Below are 20012 nucleotides of genomic sequence, written 5' to 3' on the forward strand. Positions count from 1 at the left end.
CGGCAGAATCCGGATCGCTTCTTCTTTATACGCAGGATATTTCTCAAAACCCCGCACTACTCTGGTTGTGAAACCGCACAAAGGCTTACCAAGTAACCTTTCCCACACCGTCCTACACTTACACCTGAGCGACATGTTCATAAAGGAACACCCGATCTCTAACATTTCCGCTGTTTTGCCAATGCGAACCGGTGCTATTTTCGGTAACGAAACTGTAACATTCGCATCCGCAGTCAAAACAAGAAATTTGGAGCTCTTGAATGTTTGCTTTCTTTCGACCTGCCGCACATCAGGCTCCATTGCCTGAAGAAAAAATAGACGACACCTACAAACGACTTCGCTGGCAGATCTTCGCCGGGATTTTCATTGGGTACGCGGGTTACTACCTGCTGCGCAAGAACTTCACCCTGGCCTTCCCGGATCTGATCGCCCAAGGCTACACAAAGGGCCAACTGGGTGTGGCGATGTCGGCGATTGCAATCGCCTACGGTCTGTCCAAGTTTCTGATGGGCATCGTGTCCGACCGCTCCAACCCCCGTTACTTCCTGCCCTTCGGCCTCCTGGTGTCTGCCGGGGTGATGTTCGTGTTCGGTTTCGCACCGTGGGCGACGTCCAGCGTCACCATGATGTTCATCCTGTTGTTCATCAACGGTTGGGCGCAAGGCATGGGTTGGCCGCCGAGTGGCCGGACCATGGTGCACTGGTGGTCGCAGAAAGAACGTGGCCGTGTGGTCTCGGTCTGGAACACCGCGCATAACGTTGGCGGTGGCTTGATCGGACCGTTGGCGATTCTTGGCATGGGCTGGTTCAACGACTGGCACAGCAAGTTCTACGTCCCGGCCGCCGTGGCGCTGGTGGTCGCCGTGTTTGCCTTCATTGTGATGCGCGATACGCCGCAATCGACCGGCCTGCCGCCGATCGAGAAGTACAAGAACGATTACCCGGAAGGCTACGACGCCAGCCACGAAGAAGAATTCAGCGCCAAGGACATCTTCGTCAAATACGTGCTGCGCAACAAAATGCTCTGGTTCATCGCCTTGGCCAACGTCTTCGTCTATTTGCTGCGCTACGGCATCCTCGACTGGGCGCCGACCTACCTGAAAGAGGTCAAGCACTTCGATTTCGACAAGACCTCGTGGGCTTACTTCTTGTACGAGTGGGCGGGCATTCCGGGCACGCTGCTGTGCGGCTGGATGTCGGACAAGATTTTCCGTGGCAACCGTGGCCTGACCGGCATGGTGTTCATGGCGCTGGTGACGGTTGCGACGATCGTTTACTGGCTGAATCCACCGGGCAACCCGATGATCGACATGATCTCGCTGTTCGCGATCGGCTTCCTGATCTACGGGCCGGTGATGCTGGTTGGCCTGCAAGCACTGGAACTGGTGCCGAAGAAGGCTGCCGGTACCGCTGCGGGCTTTACCGGCTTGTTCGGTTATCTGGGTGGTTCAGTCGCGGCCAGTGCCCTGATGGGTTACACCGTGGACTATTTCGGCTGGGACGGCGGTTTCATTCTGTTGGTCGCTGCCTGCCTGCTGGCGATGGCGTTCCTGGCACCCACGCTGGGTCACAAGAACGTCGCCAGTCAGAGCCGCGAAGCCGTCGCCTGATCGGACGTTGATTTGCAACGCTTGAGCCGCGCCTCCAGATTCCGGTCTGGCATGGCGTGGCTACGCAGGGCGTTGGCGGTCTGCTCGACATAATCGCGAGTGGTGCCGTAACGCCCGCAGGCGCTTTCGAACACCTGGCTCAGCACGTGATCCGGCAAGTTGCCGGCATAGCTGGGCAGGTGCCGCTCCAACACAAATCCCAATGCCTGAACCTGGCTTCCGTCTTCGAGACGGCAGTTGAGCCAATGTGGGCGATAGGACGGAAATGGCATTTCGCGCTGCCACAAGGCGTACAGCGAGGCTTCGAGTTGTTCTTCGGGAAGGCGATAGGCGAAACCGCTGCAAGAGCCGCCGCGATCCAGGCCAAACACCAGGCCCGGTACTTCCGGCGTGCCTCGATGTTCGTGGGACCACAGGTACAAACCGCGATGATAGCCGTGCACTCGACCGCGCACTCGCTCCACCGCCGCGCATTCTGGTCGCCAGATCAGCGAACCGTAAGCGAACAGCCAGACCGGCCCACCCTTGTGGCGCGCCATGGTCGACTGCATCGAGCTGAGCAATTGTTCGTGCGTAAGCTGCGGCCCCAGATCGAGCCGCGGAGGGTAAGGCAATTCCAGAAAAGCAGATTCAATGGCGCTCATGGCGAATAGCGTTCAGCTCCCCGCGGGTAAAGAATTACTTAATAGAACGCACCGCTGTAACAATAAGGCACATAAGTTTTAAGGCAATTTAAGTGCCATGGCACAGCTCTTAACTAATTGCCCATATGACATATAACCTACCGGCATTTATATAAATCTATAAATACCGATCGGCTATATAGGGAGTTATAACGATTTAAGACCGGGGAGCGTAAGCGAATACGTCGGCGCGCATCTGATGCGCGTCCATCCCCGCCTCAACCAACGCGTCCAGCGTGCCGTAGACCATCGCCGGAGAGCCACTGGCGTAGACATGCAGCGATTTCAAATCGGCAAAGTCCTCGCACACCGCCTCATGCAACATCCCGCAGCGCCCTTCCCAACCGCATTGATCGCTGACGACTTTATGCAGGAACAGATTGGGCAGCTTCAGCCATTCGTCCCAATGTTCGATTTCATAGAAGTCTTCAGGACGGCGCACGCCCCAATACAGATGCACCGGATGCTTGAAACCGGCGGCGCGGCAATGTTCGATCAGGCTGTGAATCTGGCCCATGCCGGTACCGGCAGCGATCAACACCAGCGGTCCGTCCGGCAACTCAGCCAGATGGGTATCACCGAAAGGCATTTCAATGCGCACCATGGCGTTGCGTTGCAGCTGTTCGATCAGGCTCAACGCACTGGATTCGCGCGCCAATACGTGAATTTCCAGGTCGCGCCCGGCATGGGGGGCGGATGCGAGGGAGAAGGCGGATTTCTCGCCGTTCTCGCGCTCGATCATCAGGTACTGACCGGCGTGATAGCGCGGCGGCTTGCCGGCCGGCGCCCGCAGGTGCACCCGAAAGGTATCCCCGCCAACGTCCCTGCATTCAATGACCTGACACGACAAGCTGCGCACCGGCAGTTCTCCCAGCGCGAGCACGCCATCCCACAGCACGATGCAGTCTTCCAGCGGCTCTGCTATGCAAGTGTAGAACTCGCCGTGGTCGCGCACATCGCCGGACTGTTCGACCCGGCCTTCCACCAGCAACGCCGCACAGACATGGCAATTGCCGTTGCGGCAGCTTTGCGGGCATTCATAGCCCAAGCGCCGCGCGCCATCGAGAATCCGCTCGCCGGGCAATATCTCTAGCACTGCTCCGGAGGGCTGCAAGGTTACACGCATCAATCTATTCCTAACTGATTCCAGATGGCATCGATCCGCTGGGTCACGGCATCATCCTTGACGATTACCCGGCCCCACTCGCGAGTGGTTTCGCCCGGCCATTTATGCGTGGCATCGAGCCCCATCTTCGACCCCAGGCCGGAGACCGGCGAGGCAAAGTCGAGGTAGTCGATCGGCGTGTTATCGATCATCACCGTGTCACGCTTGGGGTCCATGCGCGTGGTGATAGCCCAGATCACGTCGTTCCAGTCGCGTGCATTGATATCGTCGTCAGTGACGATAACGAACTTGGTGTACATGAACTGTCGCAAAAACGACCAGACACCGAGCATTACCCGCTTGGCATGGCCCGGATACGACTTCTTCATGGTCACAATGGCCATGCGGTACGAGCAGCCTTCGGGCGGCAGGTAGAAGTCGGTGATCTCCGGGAACTGCTTTTGCAGGATCGGCACGAACACTTCGTTCAGCGCCACACCGAGAATCGCTGGCTCATCCGGTGGACGGCCGGTGTAGGTACTGTGGTAAATCGGTTTGATCCGGTGGGTAATGCGCTCGACAGTGAACACCGGGAAGCTGTCCACTTCGTTGTAATAACCGGTGTGGTCGCCGTACGGGCCTTCGTCGGCCATTTCGCCCGGATGAATCACGCCTTCGAGGATGATTTCGGCAGTGGCCGGGACTTGCAGGTCATTGCCACGGCATTTCACCAGCTCGGTGCGGTTCCCGCGCAGCAGGCCGGCGAAGGCGTATTCGGAGAGGCTGTCGGGCACCGGCGTCACGGCACCGAGGATGGTCGCCGGGTCAGCGCCCAACGCCACGGACACCGGGAACGGCTGGCCGGGGTGCTTTTCGCACCATTCGCGATAGTCCAGCGCGCCGCCACGGTGGCTCAGCCAACGCATGATGACCTTGTTGCGGCCGATCACTTGCTGACGGTAAATGCCGAGGTTCTGCCGGTCCTTGTTCGGGCCTTTGGTGACGGTCAGCCCCCAAGTGATCAGCGGGCCGACGTCGCCGGGCCAGCAGGTCTGCACCGGCAGCATCGCCAGGTCGACGTCGTCGCCTTCGATGACCACTTCCTGGCAGACCGCGTCTTTGACGACTTTCGGCGCCATGGCAATGATCTTGCGGAAGATCGGCAGCTTGGACCAGGCATCCTTCAAGCCCTTCGGCGGCTCGGGTTCCTTGAGGAACGCCAGCAACTTGCCGATTTCGCGCAGCTCGCTGACCGCTTCGGCGCCCATGCCCATGGCCACCCGCTCGGGGGTGCCGAACAGGTTTCCGAGTACCGGGATGTCGTAACCGGTAGGGTTCTCGAACAGCAGCGCCGGGCCTTTGGCCCGCAGCGTGCGATCACAGACTTCGGTCATCTCCAGCACAGGAGAGACAGGGATCTGGATGCGTTTCAACTCTCCGCGCTGCTCAAGCTGCTGCACGAAATCCCGAAGATCCTTGAATTTCATTGATGATGGCACCCGTAAAATAGGCGTACATCCTACCTGCTCTGCCGGCCGCTGGCAGCTTATCGCTGCTTACTTGGCCGCATTCACGTTGCCATTACCGAGAGCGGCCTGGGCTTGCAGGCGCTTGAACAACGGTTCAAGCACCGGCGCCACGAACCGTGCGCCAATCTCGGACAGGTGATTGTCGTCGGTGTACAGCGAATGGCCGTTGAGCTCGACACGGCAAAGTCCCGCGTCATCACACAGCAACGGCGCCGGATCCACCACGGTCACGCCCGAATTGGCGGCGGCTACTTGCGCGAACAGTTGGCTGATGAAGGCCTGGCGCTTGAAGTGTTCGGTCACGGCCAGCCCCACGTCATCAGTCGGGCGATGCAACATGGCCAGGCGGCTGAGACGGTAAGGCGGACTGAATTGCTGCAGCGGCGCCTCCTTGACCAGCCAGACACGATGGCCCTCATCGCGCAACTTGCGGACTTTCGACTGTAGTCCTTCAGCCAATCGTTGCTCGGCGGTGGCCCGGTCATAACGGCCATGGGTGTCCCTCAGGACATGCCCAAGATCACCTTTCACATCGCCATAGAGATACAGGCTCCAGCGCGCGACCAGCACCACATCGCCCACCGATTGCGGCTTCAACGCCTGTTCGACCCGACGATTGAACCGGGCACATTGCTGATCATGCTCAAGCCCTTCAACCGGAATGCAGCCCGGGGAGCTGGTGAGAATCACGCTGACACCATGCTTTTGCGCGCCATCATCGAAGATCGGAATCAGCGCTGTGGCATGACTGTCGCCCCAGACCAGTGCCTGTGATGCGGTCGGCGCTGGCGTTCCGTAGTGACAAAAGAGTTTGTCGTCAGGGGTTTTATCGTTGGCCAGGCAGCGCATCAACTCCGACCGCCATTCCTTGCCTTTGGCGAACTGCAAGGCCTGATCAGACAGGCGCGAGGGCAAGCCATCGGTCCAGCGCAATGCTTGACCGGCCAAACCCAGCACCAGCACGCCACAACCGGCCGCGAGCAGAATCTGCCGGCGCCCTGCCAACAATCGGCGCTCGCGGAACGGCGTCTCGACGAAGCGCCACGACAGATAACCGAGCAGCAGCGTCAGCAGAATCAGCCCTGCGGTATCCACCAGCCCCGGCTCATCGACGCTGGCATAGCTGGCGAAGACAAACACCGGCCAATGCCACAGGTACCAGGAATAGGAAATCAAGCCGAGGCCGACCAGCACCCGACTGGCCAGCAGCCCACCGACCAACGTTTGCCGATGGCCGTTGGCCCAGATCAGCGCGACCACGCCCAGCGTCGGTAACAGCGCTGCAACACCGGGGAATGGCGTGTTTTTGTCGAAGGCAAACACCGCCAGCAGAATCAGCCCGAAGCCGAACAAGCTGATGATTTGCGCGCCCGTCGTGGTGAGGCGCCAGTGACTTCTGGGCGCAACCGCCAGCATGGCGCCGGCCAACAGCTCCCAGGCACGCATCGGCAGCAGGAAAAAGGCTTTTTCAGGGTGATGTGCCACGGCCCAGACGCTGAGCCCGAATGACAGCAGCAACACACCGAACAACGCCAGCCGCCAATGCTTGAGGCGGCTCGACAGCAAGGTCAGTAGTAGCGGGAAGACAATGTAGAACTGTTCCTCAACCGCCAGCGACCAAGTGTGCAGCAACGGTTTGAGATCGGACGCCACATCGAAGTAACCGTCCTGACGCATGAACAGGATGTTGGAGACGAACATCACCTGGTAGCGCACCGAGCGCCCCAGTTCTTCATAGTCCTTGGGCGCCATCAGAAACCAGCCCACCGCCAGCACCGCCAGAATCATCACAAACAGCGCAGGCAGGATCCGTCGGGCACGCCGCGCCCAGAAATCGACAAAGCTGAAGCGCCCGGCCTGGCGCTGGTTCCAGATGATCGAGGTAATCAGGTAACCCGATATCACAAAGAAGATGTCGACACCGACAAAGCCGCCGGTAAATCCAGGAACGCCAAAATGGAACAACACAACCACGATCACGGCGATTGCCCGCAAGCCGTCGATATCCCTTCGATAAGCAAGAGTGCTCATAAACGTAAATGCCAGTCAGATTAAAGTTCTGGGTTCGTCGACCCATTTCGTTTCTGTACTGACCAACCCTAGTCGCAAACCTCCCCTTTTTTTTGCAAAAAAAAATGGCGCCCCGAAGGACGCCATTCTTAGCGGTTAAAAAACCGTCTTACTTACGCTTCATCGACAAGAAAAACTCGTCGTTGGTCTTGGTCGTTTTCAGCTTGTCGACCAGGAACTCGATGGCAGCGATTTCGTCCATCGGGTGCAGCAGCTTGCGCAGGATCCACATGCGCTGCAACTCGTCGTCGGCGGTCAGCAACTCTTCGCGGCGGGTGCCGGAACGGTTGATGTTGATGGCCGGGAAGACGCGTTTTTCAGCGATGCGGCGATCCAGAGGCAGTTCCATGTTGCCGGTGCCTTTGAATTCCTCGTAGATCACTTCGTCCATTTTCGAGCCGGTTTCAACCAGCGCGGTGGCAATAATGGTCAGCGAGCCGCCTTCTTCGATGTTCCGCGCGGCGCCGAAGAAACGTTTCGGTTTCTCCAGGGCATGGGCATCAACACCACCGGTGAGCACTTTGCCGGAGCTCGGGATCACGGTGTTGTAGGCGCGAGCCAGACGGGTGATGGAGTCGAGCAGGATCACCACGTCTTTCTTGTGTTCGACCAGGCGCTTGGCCTTCTCGATCACCATTTCAGCAACCTGCACGTGGCGGGTTGGCGGCTCGTCGAACGTCGAGGCAACCACTTCGCCGCGCACGGTGCGCTGCATTTCGGTTACTTCTTCCGGACGTTCATCGATCAGCAGCACGATCAGGTGAACTTCAGGGTTGTTACGTGCGATGTTCGCGGCGATGTTTTGCAGCATGATCGTCTTACCGGCTTTCGGCGGTGCAACGATCAGACCGCGCTGGCCTTTGCCGATCGGGGCGCACAGGTCGATAACACGACCGGTCAAGTCTTCGGTGGAACCGTTGCCGGCTTCCATCTTCATGCGCACGGTCGGGAACAGCGGGGTCAGGTTCTCGAAGAGAATCTTGTTTTTCGCGTTCTCGGGACGATCGTAGTTGATCGTGTCGACCTTGAGCAGTGCGAAATAACGCTCGCCTTCCTTTGGAGGGCGGATCTTGCCAACGATGGTGTCACCGGTGCGCAAGTTGAAGCGACGGATCTGGCTCGGCGAGACGTAGATATCGTCTGGGCCGGCGAGATAGGAAGCGTCAGCGGAGCGCAGGAAGCCGAAGCCGTCCTGGAGAATCTCCAGCACGCCATCACCGGAAATTTCCTCGCCGCTTTTCGCGTGCTTTTTGAGCAGGGAGAAAATCACGTCCTGCTTGCGCGAACGGGCCATATTTTCTATGCCCATCTGTTCGGCCAATTCGAGCAGTTCGGTAATCGGCTTTTGCTTGAGTTCAGTCAGATTCATATAGGAATGACGTAATCATTTATGGAGGGGGGGAAATTAAGCTTTTGGCTTAATGAGGCCGCGCCGCAGAGAAGGCGACAGGATCGCGTACTTATTCGAAAAGGAGTGCGTCGGCGACGGCTAGCAAGGGGCAGTGGAGAAACCAGTGCGGGGCCGAATGTACCACCTGAGTTTCGGAGCGTCTAGCCCTGAATATGCAAAAAGCCCCGCAATATGCGGGGCTTTTTATACAACGTCGCCGACTTAGATGTTGGCGTCGAGGAATGCAGCCAGTTGCGACTTGGACAGCGCGCCAACCTTGGTCGCTTCCACGTTGCCGTTCTTGAACAGCATCAGGGTCGGGATACCACGCACGCCGTGCTTGGCCGGGGTTTCCTGGTTTTCGTCGATGTTCAGTTTGGCAATGGTCAGCTTGCCTTTGTAAGTCTCAGCAATTTCGTCCAGAACCGGAGCGATCATTTTGCAAGGGCCGCACCATTCAGCCCAGTAGTCGACCAGTACAGCGCCTTCGGCCTTGAGGACGTCGACGTCGAAGCTAGCGTCGGTGACGTGTTTAATAAGATCGCTGCTCATGGAAGTCTCCAGGTTGTAAGCAAAAAAACGTGGCCCATCATAGCCGCCCTTCCCTCGTTCAGGAAGGTGCAGATGATTGAGTCTCGCTATGGTGGCGCTTGAGTTTGGGTATAGCTCAAGTCACGAGGTGGCGGGAGCGACGAAGGCAATTCCGGTGCGAAGGGCTGCGTTACGCACATGTTCCTGCATCGCCTTCTGTGCCGCCCCGGACGCCCGGCGCGCCAGTGCACGGAGGATTTTGCGGTGCTCATGCCAGGTTTCCATCGCCCGCTCGGCCCGGATGAACGGTAGCTTCTGGCTCTCCAGAAAGATGTCGGCACTGGCGGTCAGAATGCTCAACATCGCCTGATTGCCGCTGGCCAGCAGGATGCGCCGGTGAAACTCGAAGTCCAGTCGCGCCGCCGCATCGAAGTCGCAGGCCTTTAGTTCGTTGCGCATAGCGGCAACGTTGTCTTCCAGGGCATCGAGTTCAAAAGTACTTAGGGTCACGGCGGCCAGACCGGCGGCAAAGCCTTCCAGGGCATAGCGCAACTGGAAGATGTCCAACGGCGAAGCCTGGGCCGCAAATGGCCAACTCAACGCCGCATCGCCCCGGGGCAAATCCACCGGCGACTGCACGAAAACGCCCTTGCCCGGCTGGATGCTGATCACGCCCAGCGCACTCAGCGACGACAGCGCCTCACGCAACGACGCCCGGCTGACCCCCAATTGCACCGCCAGGTCTCGCTGCGAGGGCAAGGCATCCCCCGGCCCGAAGCCCTGCTCGGTAATCAGTTTACGGATAGCTTGCAGCGCCACTTCAGGTACGGCGCGAGAGATCGAGTTCATGGTTTTTCAGACGAACCAGGCCAATGAGCGGCTAGTTGTAAAGCTATTCGCCGCGCCCGGCAAGTCGTGCCCCACTGGGGTTCGGCGTTCAAAGCCGATGCGCCATCGGGGTGCGAAACGCGCCCTGACTGTTCAGACCAGTAAGACCGATCGAAACCAGCAAAACCGCGGCCTGCCACCTGCAAAAGCCGATGTTGGCATGGCCCGTGCTCTGTCGAACCGCAGAAATCACTTCTCGCCGATTCGGAGATTTGCCATGACCCAGCGTTACAGCGCCCTCCTCGCAGCCCTGTTTGCCAGCCTGATGCTGAGCCAGGCACCCGCCCACGCCGACGGTCTGGAGGATGTGGTCAAGCGCGGCACCCTCAAGGTTGCCGTACCGCAGGACTTCCCGCCGTTCGGCTCGGTCGGCCCGGACATGAAACCCCGGGGCCTCGATATCGACACCGCCAAGCTGCTGGCCGACCAGCTCAAGGTCAAACTCGAACTGACCCCGGTCAACAGCACCAACCGCATTCCATTCCTGACCACCGGCAAGGTTGACCTGGTGATTTCCAGCCTCGGCAAGAACGCCGAGCGCGAGAAAGTCATCGACTTCTCCAGCGCCTACGCACCGTTCTACCTCGCCGTGTTCGGCCCGCCAGACGCCGCCATCAAAACCCTGGACGACCTCAAGGGCAAAACCATCAGCGTCACCCGTGGCGCCATTGAAGACATCGAGCTGACCAAAGTCGCCCCTGAAGGCGTGACCATCAAGCGCTTCGAAGACAACAACTCGACCATCGCCGCCTACATCGCGGGTCAAGTTGACCTGATCGCCAGCGGCAACGTGGTGATGGTGGCGATCAGCGAGAAGAACCCGAAACGTATTCCGGCGCTGAAAGTGAAACTCAAGGATTCGCCGGTCTACGTCGGTGTGAACAAGAACGAGCCGGCGCTGCTGGACAAGGTCAACCAGATCATCGCCACCGCCAAGACCGACGGTTCGCTGGAGAAGAACTCCCAGACCTGGCTCAAAGAGCCGCTGCCGGCCGATCTCTGATCGCCTGCCGGGAGACTGAATATGGCTTATCAGTTCGATTTTTTACCCGTGGTGCAAAACACCGACCTGTTGCTGCGCGGTGCGCTGTTCACCCTTGAACTGACGGCCATCGGCGCGGTGTTCGGGGTCGGCCTGGGCATCGTCGGGGCGCTGGTGCGGGCGTGGAACATTCGCCCGTTCTCGGCGATTTTCGGTGTTTATGTCGAGTTGATCCGCAACACGCCGTTCCTGGTGCAGTTGTTTTTCATCTTCTTCGGCCTGCCGTCCCTGGGCGTGCAGATTTCCGAATGGCAGGCGGCGGTGCTGGCGATGGTGATCAATCTCGGGGCTTATTCGACCGAGATCATCCGCGCCGGCATTCAAGCGATCCCCCGGGGACAGCTGGAAGCCGCCGCCGCGTTGGCGATGAGCCGCTTCGAGGCCTTTCGCCACGTGGTCCTGCTACCGGCGCTGGGCAAGGTCTGGCCGGCGCTGAGCAGCCAGATCATCATCGTCATGCTCGGCTCGGCGGTCTGCTCGCAGATCGCCACTGAAGAATTGAGCTTCGCCGCCAACTTCATTCAGTCGCGCAACTTCCGTGCCTTTGAAACCTACGCCCTGACCACGCTGATCTACCTGTGCATGGCGCTGCTGATCCGCCAACTGCTGAACTGGATTGGTCGGCGCTACATCTCAAGGAGCAGCCAATGAGCGATTTCACCTTCTGGGACGTTGTGCGCAACCTGCTCACCGGCCTGCAATGGACCTTGGCGCTGTCGCTGGTGGCGTTTATCGGCGGTGGCGTAATCGGGTTGCTGATCATGGTCATGAGCATCTCGAAAAAGACCTTTCCCCGCAGCTTCGCCCGCACCTACATCGAACTGTTTCAGGGCACGCCGCTGCTGATGCAATTGTTTCTGGTGTTCTTCGGCGTGGCGTTGGCCGGGGTGGAGATCTCACCGTGGATGGCGGCGGCCGTGGCGTTGACGCTGTTCACCAGTGCTTATCTCGCGGAGATCTGGCGCGGTTGCGTCGACTCGATCCCCAACGGCCAGTGGGAAGCCTCGTCGAGCCTGGCGCTCAACCCGCTGGAGCAATTGCGCTACGTGATCCTGCCGCAAGCCCTGCGCATCGCCGTGGCACCGACCGTGGGCTTCTCGGTGCAAGTGGTCAAAGGCACCGCTGTCACCTCGATCATCGGCTTCACCGAACTGACCAAGACCGGCGGCATGTTGGCCAACGCCACATTCGAACCGTTCATGGTCTACGGCCTCGTCGCCCTTGGTTACTTTTTGCTCTGTTATCCCTTGTCCCTCAGTGCGCGCTACCTGGAAAGGAGACTGCATGCCTCTGCTTAGAATTTCGGCCCTGCATAAATATTACGGCGACCACCATGTACTCAAAGGCATCGACCTGAGTGTCGAGGAAGGCCAGGTGGTGGCGATCATCGGCCGCAGCGGCTCGGGCAAATCCACCTTGCTGCGCACCTTGAACGGTCTGGAGTCGATCAACGACGGCGTGATCGAAGTCGACGGCGAATACCTCGACGCCGCCCGCGCCGACCTGCGCAGCTTGCGGCAGAAAGTCGGGATGGTGTTCCAGCAGTTCAACCTGTTTCCGCACCTGACCGTGGGCGAAAACGTGATGCTCGCGCCACAAGTGGTGCAGAAAGTGCCTAAGGCTAGAGCTAAAGAACTGGCAAAAGAGATGCTGGAACGGGTCGGGCTCGGGGAAAAGTTCGATGCCTTTCCGGATCGACTGTCCGGCGGCCAGCAACAGCGCGTGGCGATTGCCCGGGCCCTGGCGATGTCGCCCAAGGTGTTGCTGTGCGACGAAATCACCTCGGCGCTGGACCCGGAACTGGTCAACGAAGTGCTGAGCGTGGTCCGGCAATTGGCCAAGGAGGGCATGACGCTGATCATGGTCACCCACGAAATGCGCTTCGCCCGGGAGGTGGGGGATAAGTTGGTGTTCATGCATCAGGGCAAGGTGCATGAAGTGGGGGATCCAAAGGTTTTGTTCGCCAATCCGCAGACGGTGGAGTTGGCGAACTTTATCGGCACCGTGGAAGCGGCTGCGGGCTAACGATCGTTCCCACGCTCCGAGTGGGAATGCAGCCCGGGACGCTCCGCGTCCCATTGGAACGCAGAGCGTCCCTTGAGGCATCCCCACGCAGAGCGTGGGAACGATCGGGCTCGGGTGCTCTGGATCAAGGCTTTGCGCCGTACGCGTTGGCGCCAGCGTTTGATCGTGGCACGATGTCGAGGTTATCGACCGAGACCCCCTGACCATGCCGCAATCCCAAGCCAAGAATCTGTCCCTGATCGCCGCAATCGACCTGGGCTCCAACAGCTTTCACATGGTCGTGGCCAAGGCCCAGAACGGCGAAATCCGTATTCTTGAGCGCCTCGGCGAAAAGGTCCAACTGGCCGCCGGCATCGACGATGAGCGTCAGCTCAACGAAGAATCCATGCAGCGCGGGCTCGACTGCCTCAAGCGCTTTGCCCAACTGATCAACGGTATGCCGCCCGGCGCCGTGCGAATCGTCGGCACCAACGCCCTGCGTGAAGCGCGCAACCGTGTTGAATTCATCCGCCGCGCCGAAGAAATCCTCGGCCACCCGGTCGAAGTCATCTCCGGCCGTGAAGAAGCGCGCCTGATCTACCTCGGTGTCTCTCACACCCTCGCCGACACCCCGGGCAAGCGCCTGGTGGCCGACATCGGCGGCGGCAGTACCGAATTCATCATCGGCCAGCGCTTCGAGCCGTTGCTGCGCGAAAGCCTGCAAATGGGCTGCGTCAGCTACACCCAGCGCTATTTCAAGGATGGCAAGGTCACCCCGGCCCGTTACGCCCAGGCGTACACCGCGGCACGGTTGGAGATCATGAGCATCGAACACGCTCTGCACCGCCTGACCTGGGATGAAGCCATCGGCTCCTCGGGCACCATCCGTGCCATCGGCCTGGCGCTGAAGGCCGGCGGCCATGGCACCGGCGAAGTGAATGCCGAAGGCCTGGCCTGGCTCAAGCGCAAACTGTTCAAGCTGGGCGATGCCGAAAAAATCGACTTCGAAGGCATCAAGCCTGACCGCCGGGCGATCTTCCCGGCTGGCCTGGCGATTCTCGAAGCGATCTTCGACGCTCTCGAACTGCAACGCATGGACCACTGTGATGGCGCCCTGCGTGAAGGCGTGCTCTACGACCTGTTGGGTCGTCATCACCACGAAGACGTCCGTGAGCGCACCCTCAGCTCGCTGATGGAGCGTTATCACGTCGATCTGGAACAAGCGGCGCGGGTTGAACGCAAAGCCCTGCATGCTTTCGATCAAGTGGCCGAGGACTGGGACCTGGACGACGGCGTCTGGCGCGAGTTGCTGGGCTGGGCTGCCAAGGTCCATGAGGTGGGCCTGGACATCGCCCACTATCACTACCACAAGCACGGCGCCTACCTGATCGAACACTCGGACCTGGCCGGGTTCTCCCGCGAAGACCAGCAAATGCTCGCCCTGCTGGTGCGCGGTCACCGCCGCAATATCCCCAAGGACAAGTTTGCCGATTTCGGCAGTGATGGCAGCAAGCTGATTCGCCTATGCGTGCTGCTGCGCTTTGCGATCCTGTTCCACCACATCCGCGGCACCCAGGAAATGCCCCAGGTCGTGCTGCGCGCCAATGGCGACAGCCTTGATGTGTTGTTCCCGGAAAACTGGCTGGACGAAAACCAGCTGACCCAGGCTGACTTTGCCCTTGAAGCGGATTGGCTGACCCGGGTTGGGTTTGTGCTGAACGTTCGCTGAAAGAACCACGGAATCTGATGGCAGCTCCTACAGGGGACGGTTTTCACAGTGGAAACAAAAATGGCGACCCCGAGGGATCGCCATTTTTTATGCCACCTGAAAGTTAACGCACGGCCAGAATCGGACTCCCCAACCGCTCCAGCAACGTCGCCTGGGCACTGCGCGGGTTCTGGTTGCCGGTCGGTGTGTTGCGGATGTAGCGACCGTCCGACTGCAAGCTCCAGCTGTGGGTGTTATCGGTCAGATAAAGCTCCAGCTCTTTCTTGACCCGCATGATCAGCTTCTTGCCTTCCACCGGGAAGCAAGTCTCGACGCGCTTGTCGAGGTTGCGCTCCATCCAGTCGGCGCTGGAAAGGAACATCTGCTCTTCACCGCCATTGAGGAAGTAGAAGACCCGGGTGTGTTCCAGGAAGCGGCCGATGATCGAACGCACGTGGATGTTGTGCGAAACCCCAGCGATGCCCGGACGCAGGCAGCACATGCCGCGCACCACCAGATCGATACGCACACCCGACTGACTGGCCTTGTACAACGCGCGGATGATCTTCGGATCGGTCAGCGAGTTGAACTTGGCGATGATGTGCGCCGGTTTGCCGTCGAGGGCGAATTGCGTCTCCCGGGCAATCATGTCGAGCATGCCCTTCTTCAGCGTGAACGGCGCGTGCAGCAGCTTCTTCATGCGCAGGGTCTTGCCCATGCCGATCAACTGGCTGAACAGTTTGCCGACGTCTTCGCACAAGGCGTCGTCGGAAGTCAGCAAGCTGTAGTCGGTGTACAGACGGGCGTTGGCCGCGTGGTAGTTACCGGTGCCCAAGTGCGCGTAACGGACGATCTCGCCAGCCTCGCGACGCAGAATCAGCATCATTTTGGCGTGGGTCTTGAAGCCGACCACGCCGTAAATCACCACCGCACCGGCCGCTTGCAGGCGGCTGGCCAGTTGCAGGTTGGACTCTTCGTCGAACCGCGCACGCAATTCGATCACCGCGGTGACTTCCTTGCCGTTACGCGCCGCGTCGACCAGTGCATCAACGATTTCCGAGTTGGCGCCGGAACGGTACAGGGTCTGACGGACCGCCAATACATGCGGGTCCTTGGCAGCCTGGCGCAGCAGGTCGACCACCGGCGTGAACGACTCGAACGGGTGCAGCAGCAGAATGTCCTGCTTGCTGATCACGCTGAAGATGTTCTCGCTGTTCTGCAGCAGTTTCGGGATCTGCGGGGTGAACGGCGTGTATTGCAGCGCTCGCTGACTGTCCAGGCCGGTGATGCTGAACAGGCGGGTCAGGTTGACCGGACCGTTGACCTGATACAGCTCGGTCTCGTGCAGGTTGAACTGCTTGAGCAAGTAGTCGGACAGGTGTTTCGGGCACGTGTCGGCGACTTCAAGACGCACCGCGTCACCGTAGCGACGCGAGAACAACTCGCCGCGCAAGGCGCGGGCCAGGTCTTCTACATCTTCGGTATCGACCGCGAGGTCGGCGTTTCGGGTCAGGCGGAACTGGTAGCAGCCCTTGACCTTCATGCCCTGGAACAGGTCATCGGCGTGCGCGTGGATCATCGACGACAGGAACACGTAGTTGTCGCCAGCGCCGCCCACTTCTTCCGGCAACTTGATGACGCGCGGCAGCAAACGTGGCGCCGGGATAATCGCCAGGCCGGAATCGCGACCGAAGGCGTCGATACCTTCGAGCTCGACGATGAAGTTCAGGCTCTTGTTCACCAGCAACGGGAACGGATGCGTCGGGTCGAGGCCGATCGGGGTGATGATCGGCGCGATCTCGTCGCGGAAATAACGGCGCACCCAGGTTTTGATCTTGGTGGTCCAGTGACGCCGGCGGATGAAGCGGACCTGATGTTTTTCCAGTTCCGGCAACAGAATGTCATTGAGGATCGCGTACTGGCGATCAACGTGACCGTGCACCAGTTCGCTGATCCGGGCCAGGGCCTGATGCGGTTGCAGGCCATCGGCGCCGGCCTGTTCACGGGCGAAGGTGATCTGCTTCTTCAGCCCGGCCACGCGAATCTCGAAGAACTCGTCCAGGTTACTGGAGAAGATCAGCAGGAATTTCAGCCGCTCCAGCAACGGATAGGACTCATCCAGCGCCTGTTCCAGCACGCGAATGTTGAACTGCAGTTGCGAGAGCTCGCGATGGATGTACAGGCTGCTGTCATCCAGGCCGGGAATGGCAATCGCCGCCGGCGCCGCGATAGCGGGTTCGGTCACCACTGCGGCGGGAGCTGGCTCCACATCCGGCGGAGTTTCGTCGATTTGCTCCACCACGGGCTGAGCCTCTTTTACGGCAACTTCAGTGAGTCCTTCGGTATTCATGAAATGTTCCTGGGAGGGCTATTTTTGCTCTCGTAACAATTGGGCGGCGCGCACGGCAAAGTAAGTCAGGATGCCATCTGCGCCTGCACGTTTAAAAGCGGTCAGGGATTCGAGAATAACCCCTTCGCTCAACCAGCCATTCTGGATCGCCGCCATGTGCATGGCGTATTCGCCGCTGACTTGGTAGACAAACGTCGGCACTTTGAATTCTTCTTTGACCCGGTAAAGGATGTCCAGATAGGGCATGCCTGGCTTGACCATGACCATGTCTGCGCCTTCTGACAAGTCCGCCGCCACTTCGTGCAGGGCTTCGTTGCCGTTGGCCGGGTCCATCTGATAGGAAGCCTTGTTGGCCTTGCCCAGGTTCAGCGCCGACCCGACCGCATCGCGGAACGGGCCGTAATAGGCGCTGGCGTACTTGGCCGAGTAGGCCATGATCCGCACATTCACGTGATCGGCCAGCTCAAGGGCTTCGCGGATCGCCTGGATGCGGCCGTCCATCATGTCCGACGGGGCCACCACCTGGGCGCCGGCATCGGCGTGGGACAAGGCCTGCTTGACCAGTGCATCGACGGTAATGTCGTTTTGCACGTAGCCTTCTTCGTCGAGGATACCGTCCTGGCCGTGGGTGGTGAACGGGTCCAGGGCGACGTCGGTGATCACACCCAGTTCCGGAAAGCGATCACGCAACGCCCGGGTGGCGCGCTGGGCGATGCCGTTCGGGTTCCAGGCTTCGGCGGCGTCCAGCGACTTGAGCTCTGGCGGCGTAACCGGGAACAGTGCCACTGCCGGAATTCCCAGCTCGACCCACTTCGCTGCTTCCTCCAGCAACAGATCGATAGTCAGGCGTTCCACGCCCGGCATCGACGACACCGCTTCGCGACGGTTTTCACCGTCCAGCACGAACACCGGCAGGATCAGGTCGTCGACGGTCAAAACGTTTTCACGGACCAGTCGACGCGAAAAATCATCACGACGGTTGCGACGCAGGCGGGTTGCAGGAAACAAACGATTGGCGGGGGTAAAGCTCACGGCAGACTCCTGAGCCCGCGCTGGCAGGCGAGCGTGACAGTTATAAGCGGCCATTATGACGAACAGATGACAGTTGTGCTTAGCCCTATGACACGTAGCCGTATTCCATTGTCCTTGTAGGAATTGTTCACGTCGAGACACATTTGGACACTTTCATGAATGTGCACGAAGGGTTAGGCTGCGCGTTCATTTCGCCAGCACCCAGACAATGCTCCAACAATTCCTGCATGACTTCGGCTACTTTGCCCTTTTTCTCGGCACGTTCTTCGAAGGCGAAACCATCCTGGTGCTCGCGGGCTTCCTCGCGTTTCGCGGATACATGGACATCAATCTGGTCGTCGTCGTGGCGTTCTTCGGCAGTTATGCCGGTGATCAGCTGTGGTACTTCCTGGGGCGCAAGCACGGCCGCAAATTGCTCGCGCGCAAACCGCGCTGGCAAATGATGGGTGATCGGGCGCTGGAACATATCCGCAAGCACCCGGACATCTGGGTCCTGAGCTTCCGCTTTGTCTATGGCCTGCGCACGGTGATGCCGGTGGCGATCGGCCTGTCGGGCTATCCGCCGGGACGTTATCTGCTGCTGAACGGGATTGGTGCCGCGATCTGGGCCAGCGCCCTGGCGGCGGCGGCCTATCACTTCGGCGCGGTGCTCGAAGGCATGCTCGGCAGCGTCAAGAAGTACGAGCTGTGGGTGCTCGGTGCGCTGCTCGTGCTGGGCCTGGGCCTGTGGCTGCGCCGGCGCTTCAAGAACGCTCGCCTGGCGAAGAAGATCTATGCCGACGAGCAAGCCCTGAAAGCCGAACAAGCCCGGATCAGCGAGCCTAAGACGCCAGTCGAGTGAAGCGGTTTCTGCAACAGTAGAGACCGATTCCACTGAGCAGGCTGTAACTGAGCAGCCCGACCCAGCCCACCGCGCTGGCCGGCCACAGCCCGACCAGCGGCGCCAGCCATACCAGCGGCAAGTTCGACACCAGTCGCACCCACTCCAGCTTCCACGCCCACGGGCGATTCTCCAGGGCCACGCCCAACGTAAACAAACCCAGCGCCACCGCACTCCAGCCGAGTACCAGCGCGGCGGTCGGCAGGCTCTGTTCCAGGCTCATCAAATAGCTGCCCAAGGCGATGTAAACGCCGAACTGCAACGCCACATACAACTGCTGACGCCCGCCCAGCGGCACCTCGAATTTGCAGAACTGACTCAGGTCGGGCTTGTTCATCGGGTACTTGGCCGCCACGTCCGCCGGGCGCCAACCGGTGCGCATGAACCAGATTCGCAGCTTGTCCCACTTGCTCTGCGCCCGCTTCGCGTCATCCCACAATTGCGCGTAAAACTGCACGTTGGCCCACAGCGGATTCCAGCTCGCCAACGGCGTGGTCACGCCGAAAATCACCGGTTCGTTGTCGTCTTCTTCCTGGAACGAGCCAAATAGACGGTCCCAAATAATGAACACCCCGCCGTAGTTGCGATCCATGTAGAGAGCGTTCTGTGCATGGTGGGCCCGATGGTTGGATGGCGTGACGAAGAACCACTCGAACCAGCCGAGCTTGGGAATGTGCCGGGTGTGCACCCAGAATTGATACAGCAGATTCAGCGCCGCGACGCTGACAAACACCAGCAGCGGCACGCCGAGCACGGCCATGGGCAGATAGAAGATCCAGCTCAGCAGGAAGCCGGTGCTGGTCTGGCGCAACGCGGTGGAGAGGTTGTAGTCCTCACTCTGGTGATGCACCGAATGCGCGGCCCACAGGATGTTGCGTTCATGGCCCATGCGGTGCAGCCAGTAATAGCAGAAGTCGTAGAGAACGAAGGCAAACACCCAGACCCAAATGCTGTCGCCCGAGAGCTTGAACAGCGCCAGATGCTCAAGGGCAAACGCATACGTCAGCAGCCCCACGCCCTTGGTCAACAGGCCGGTGGTGGTCGACAACACGCCGGTGCTGATGCTGTTGATCGCGTCGGCCAGCCGATAATTGCTGACCCCGCGCCAACGGTCGGCCAACAGTTCGACGGCTATCAGCACAAAGAAAAACGGCACCGCATACAGAATGAAATTCATGACGCGCCCTGGA

General features: G+C 59.8%; 17 protein-coding genes. 7 read left to right on the plus strand and 10 right to left on the minus strand.

Going from position 1 to position 20012, the window contains the following annotated elements; translation table 11 throughout:
• The first annotated feature begins 260 nt into the window (after nt 1–260).
• Nucleotides 261–1610, plus strand: coding sequence for a glycerol-3-phosphate transporter (glpT, locus tag ACA071_RS30340; RefSeq protein WP_497642372.1), 1350 nt, complete (start codon nt 261–263; stop codon nt 1608–1610).
• On the opposite strand, the gene ACA071_RS30345 is transcribed toward glpT, so the two are convergent.
• The 7 genes from ACA071_RS30345 to ACA071_RS30375 form a co-directional block, all read right to left on the minus strand.
• Nucleotides 1586–2254 carry a gamma-glutamylcyclotransferase gene (locus ACA071_RS30345; RefSeq protein WP_497642373.1) on the minus strand — a complete coding sequence of 223 codons (669 nt, stop codon included), beginning with the start codon at nt 2252–2254 and terminating at the stop codon, nt 1586–1588. The two genes, glpT and ACA071_RS30345, sit on opposite strands and share 25 nt — an antisense overlap.
• 196 nt (nt 2255–2450) lie before the next feature.
• Complete coding sequence (locus ACA071_RS30350) at nt 2451–3419, minus strand: CDP-6-deoxy-delta-3,4-glucoseen reductase (RefSeq protein WP_497642374.1); 969 nt, start codon at nt 3417–3419, stop codon at nt 2451–2453.
• Nucleotides 3419–4885: a 4-hydroxy-3-polyprenylbenzoate decarboxylase gene (ubiD, locus tag ACA071_RS30355; RefSeq protein ID WP_007942423.1), complete on the minus strand. Its 1467-nt coding sequence runs from the start codon at nt 4883–4885 to the stop codon at nt 3419–3421. Before ubiD ends, ACA071_RS30350 begins: the two co-directional genes overlap by 1 nt.
• A gap of 69 nt (nt 4886–4954) precedes the next feature.
• Nucleotides 4955–6958 carry an acyltransferase family protein gene (locus tag ACA071_RS30360; RefSeq protein WP_497642375.1) on the minus strand — a complete coding sequence of 668 codons (2004 nt, stop codon included), beginning with the start codon at nt 6956–6958 and terminating at the stop codon, nt 4955–4957.
• A gap of 148 nt (nt 6959–7106) precedes the next feature.
• Entirely contained in the window at nt 7107–8366 is a 1260-nt protein-coding gene (gene rho, locus ACA071_RS30365; RefSeq protein WP_007942421.1) for a transcription termination factor Rho, read from the minus strand.
• Between the two features lie 243 nt (nt 8367–8609).
• Nucleotides 8610–8939 carry a thioredoxin TrxA gene (gene trxA, locus ACA071_RS30370; protein ID WP_219094974.1) on the minus strand — a complete coding sequence of 110 codons (330 nt, stop codon included), beginning with the start codon at nt 8937–8939 and terminating at the stop codon, nt 8610–8612.
• 120 nt (nt 8940–9059) lie between these two features.
• Nucleotides 9060–9767, minus strand: a complete 708-nt coding sequence (locus ACA071_RS30375) for a FadR/GntR family transcriptional regulator (protein ID WP_497642376.1) — start codon at nt 9765–9767, stop codon at nt 9060–9062.
• Between the two features lie 256 nt (nt 9768–10023).
• Between ACA071_RS30375 and ACA071_RS30380 the strand changes: the two genes are divergently transcribed.
• From ACA071_RS30380 to ppx, 5 genes are all read left to right on the plus strand, one after another.
• Complete coding sequence (locus ACA071_RS30380; protein ID WP_497642377.1) at nt 10024–10809, plus strand: transporter substrate-binding domain-containing protein; 786 nt, start codon at nt 10024–10026, stop codon at nt 10807–10809.
• A 21-nt stretch (nt 10810–10830) separates the two neighbouring features.
• On the plus strand, nt 10831–11499 hold the full coding sequence (locus tag ACA071_RS30385) for an amino acid ABC transporter permease (protein ID WP_403024329.1): 669 nt from the start codon (nt 10831–10833) through the stop codon (nt 11497–11499).
• A complete protein-coding gene (locus ACA071_RS30390; RefSeq protein WP_497642378.1) occupies nt 11496–12146 on the plus strand; it encodes an amino acid ABC transporter permease in 651 nt (216 codons plus the stop codon). The genes ACA071_RS30385 and ACA071_RS30390 overlap by 4 nt, the downstream gene beginning before the upstream one ends.
• Nucleotides 12133–12873: an amino acid ABC transporter ATP-binding protein gene (locus ACA071_RS30395; protein WP_497642379.1), complete on the plus strand. Its 741-nt coding sequence runs from the start codon at nt 12133–12135 to the stop codon at nt 12871–12873. The genes ACA071_RS30390 and ACA071_RS30395 overlap by 14 nt, the downstream gene beginning before the upstream one ends.
• A 205-nt stretch (nt 12874–13078) precedes the next feature.
• Nucleotides 13079–14581, plus strand: coding sequence for an exopolyphosphatase (ppx, locus tag ACA071_RS30400; RefSeq protein WP_497642380.1), 1503 nt, complete (start codon nt 13079–13081; stop codon nt 14579–14581).
• Nucleotides 14582–14684: 103 nt separating this feature from the next.
• Here the strand turns inward: ppx and ppk1 are convergent, their stop codons facing one another.
• Nucleotides 14685–16910 (minus strand): polyphosphate kinase 1, encoded by a 2226-nt coding sequence (gene ppk1 / locus ACA071_RS30405; protein WP_497642381.1) that lies wholly within the window; start codon nt 16908–16910, stop codon nt 14685–14687.
• 18 nt (nt 16911–16928) lie between these two features.
• On the minus strand, nt 16929–17942 hold the full coding sequence (hemB, locus tag ACA071_RS30410; protein WP_497642382.1) for a porphobilinogen synthase: 1014 nt from the start codon (nt 17940–17942) through the stop codon (nt 16929–16931).
• Between the two features lie 208 nt (nt 17943–18150).
• On the opposite strand from hemB, the gene ACA071_RS30415 reads away from it, so the two are divergent.
• A complete protein-coding gene (locus ACA071_RS30415; protein ID WP_497642383.1) occupies nt 18151–18783 on the plus strand; it encodes a DedA family protein in 633 nt (210 codons plus the stop codon).
• On the opposite strand, the gene ACA071_RS30420 is transcribed toward ACA071_RS30415, so the two are convergent.
• The gene (locus ACA071_RS30420) at nt 18764–19999 is read right to left on the minus strand and encodes a sterol desaturase family protein (protein ID WP_497642384.1); all 1236 of its coding nucleotides are present in this window, start codon (nt 19997–19999) and stop codon (nt 18764–18766) included. The two genes, ACA071_RS30415 and ACA071_RS30420, sit on opposite strands and share 20 nt — an antisense overlap.
• Nucleotides 20000–20012 lie beyond the last annotated feature (13 nt).

It is taken from the genome of Pseudomonas sp. LBUM1646, from assembly GCF_059716165.1.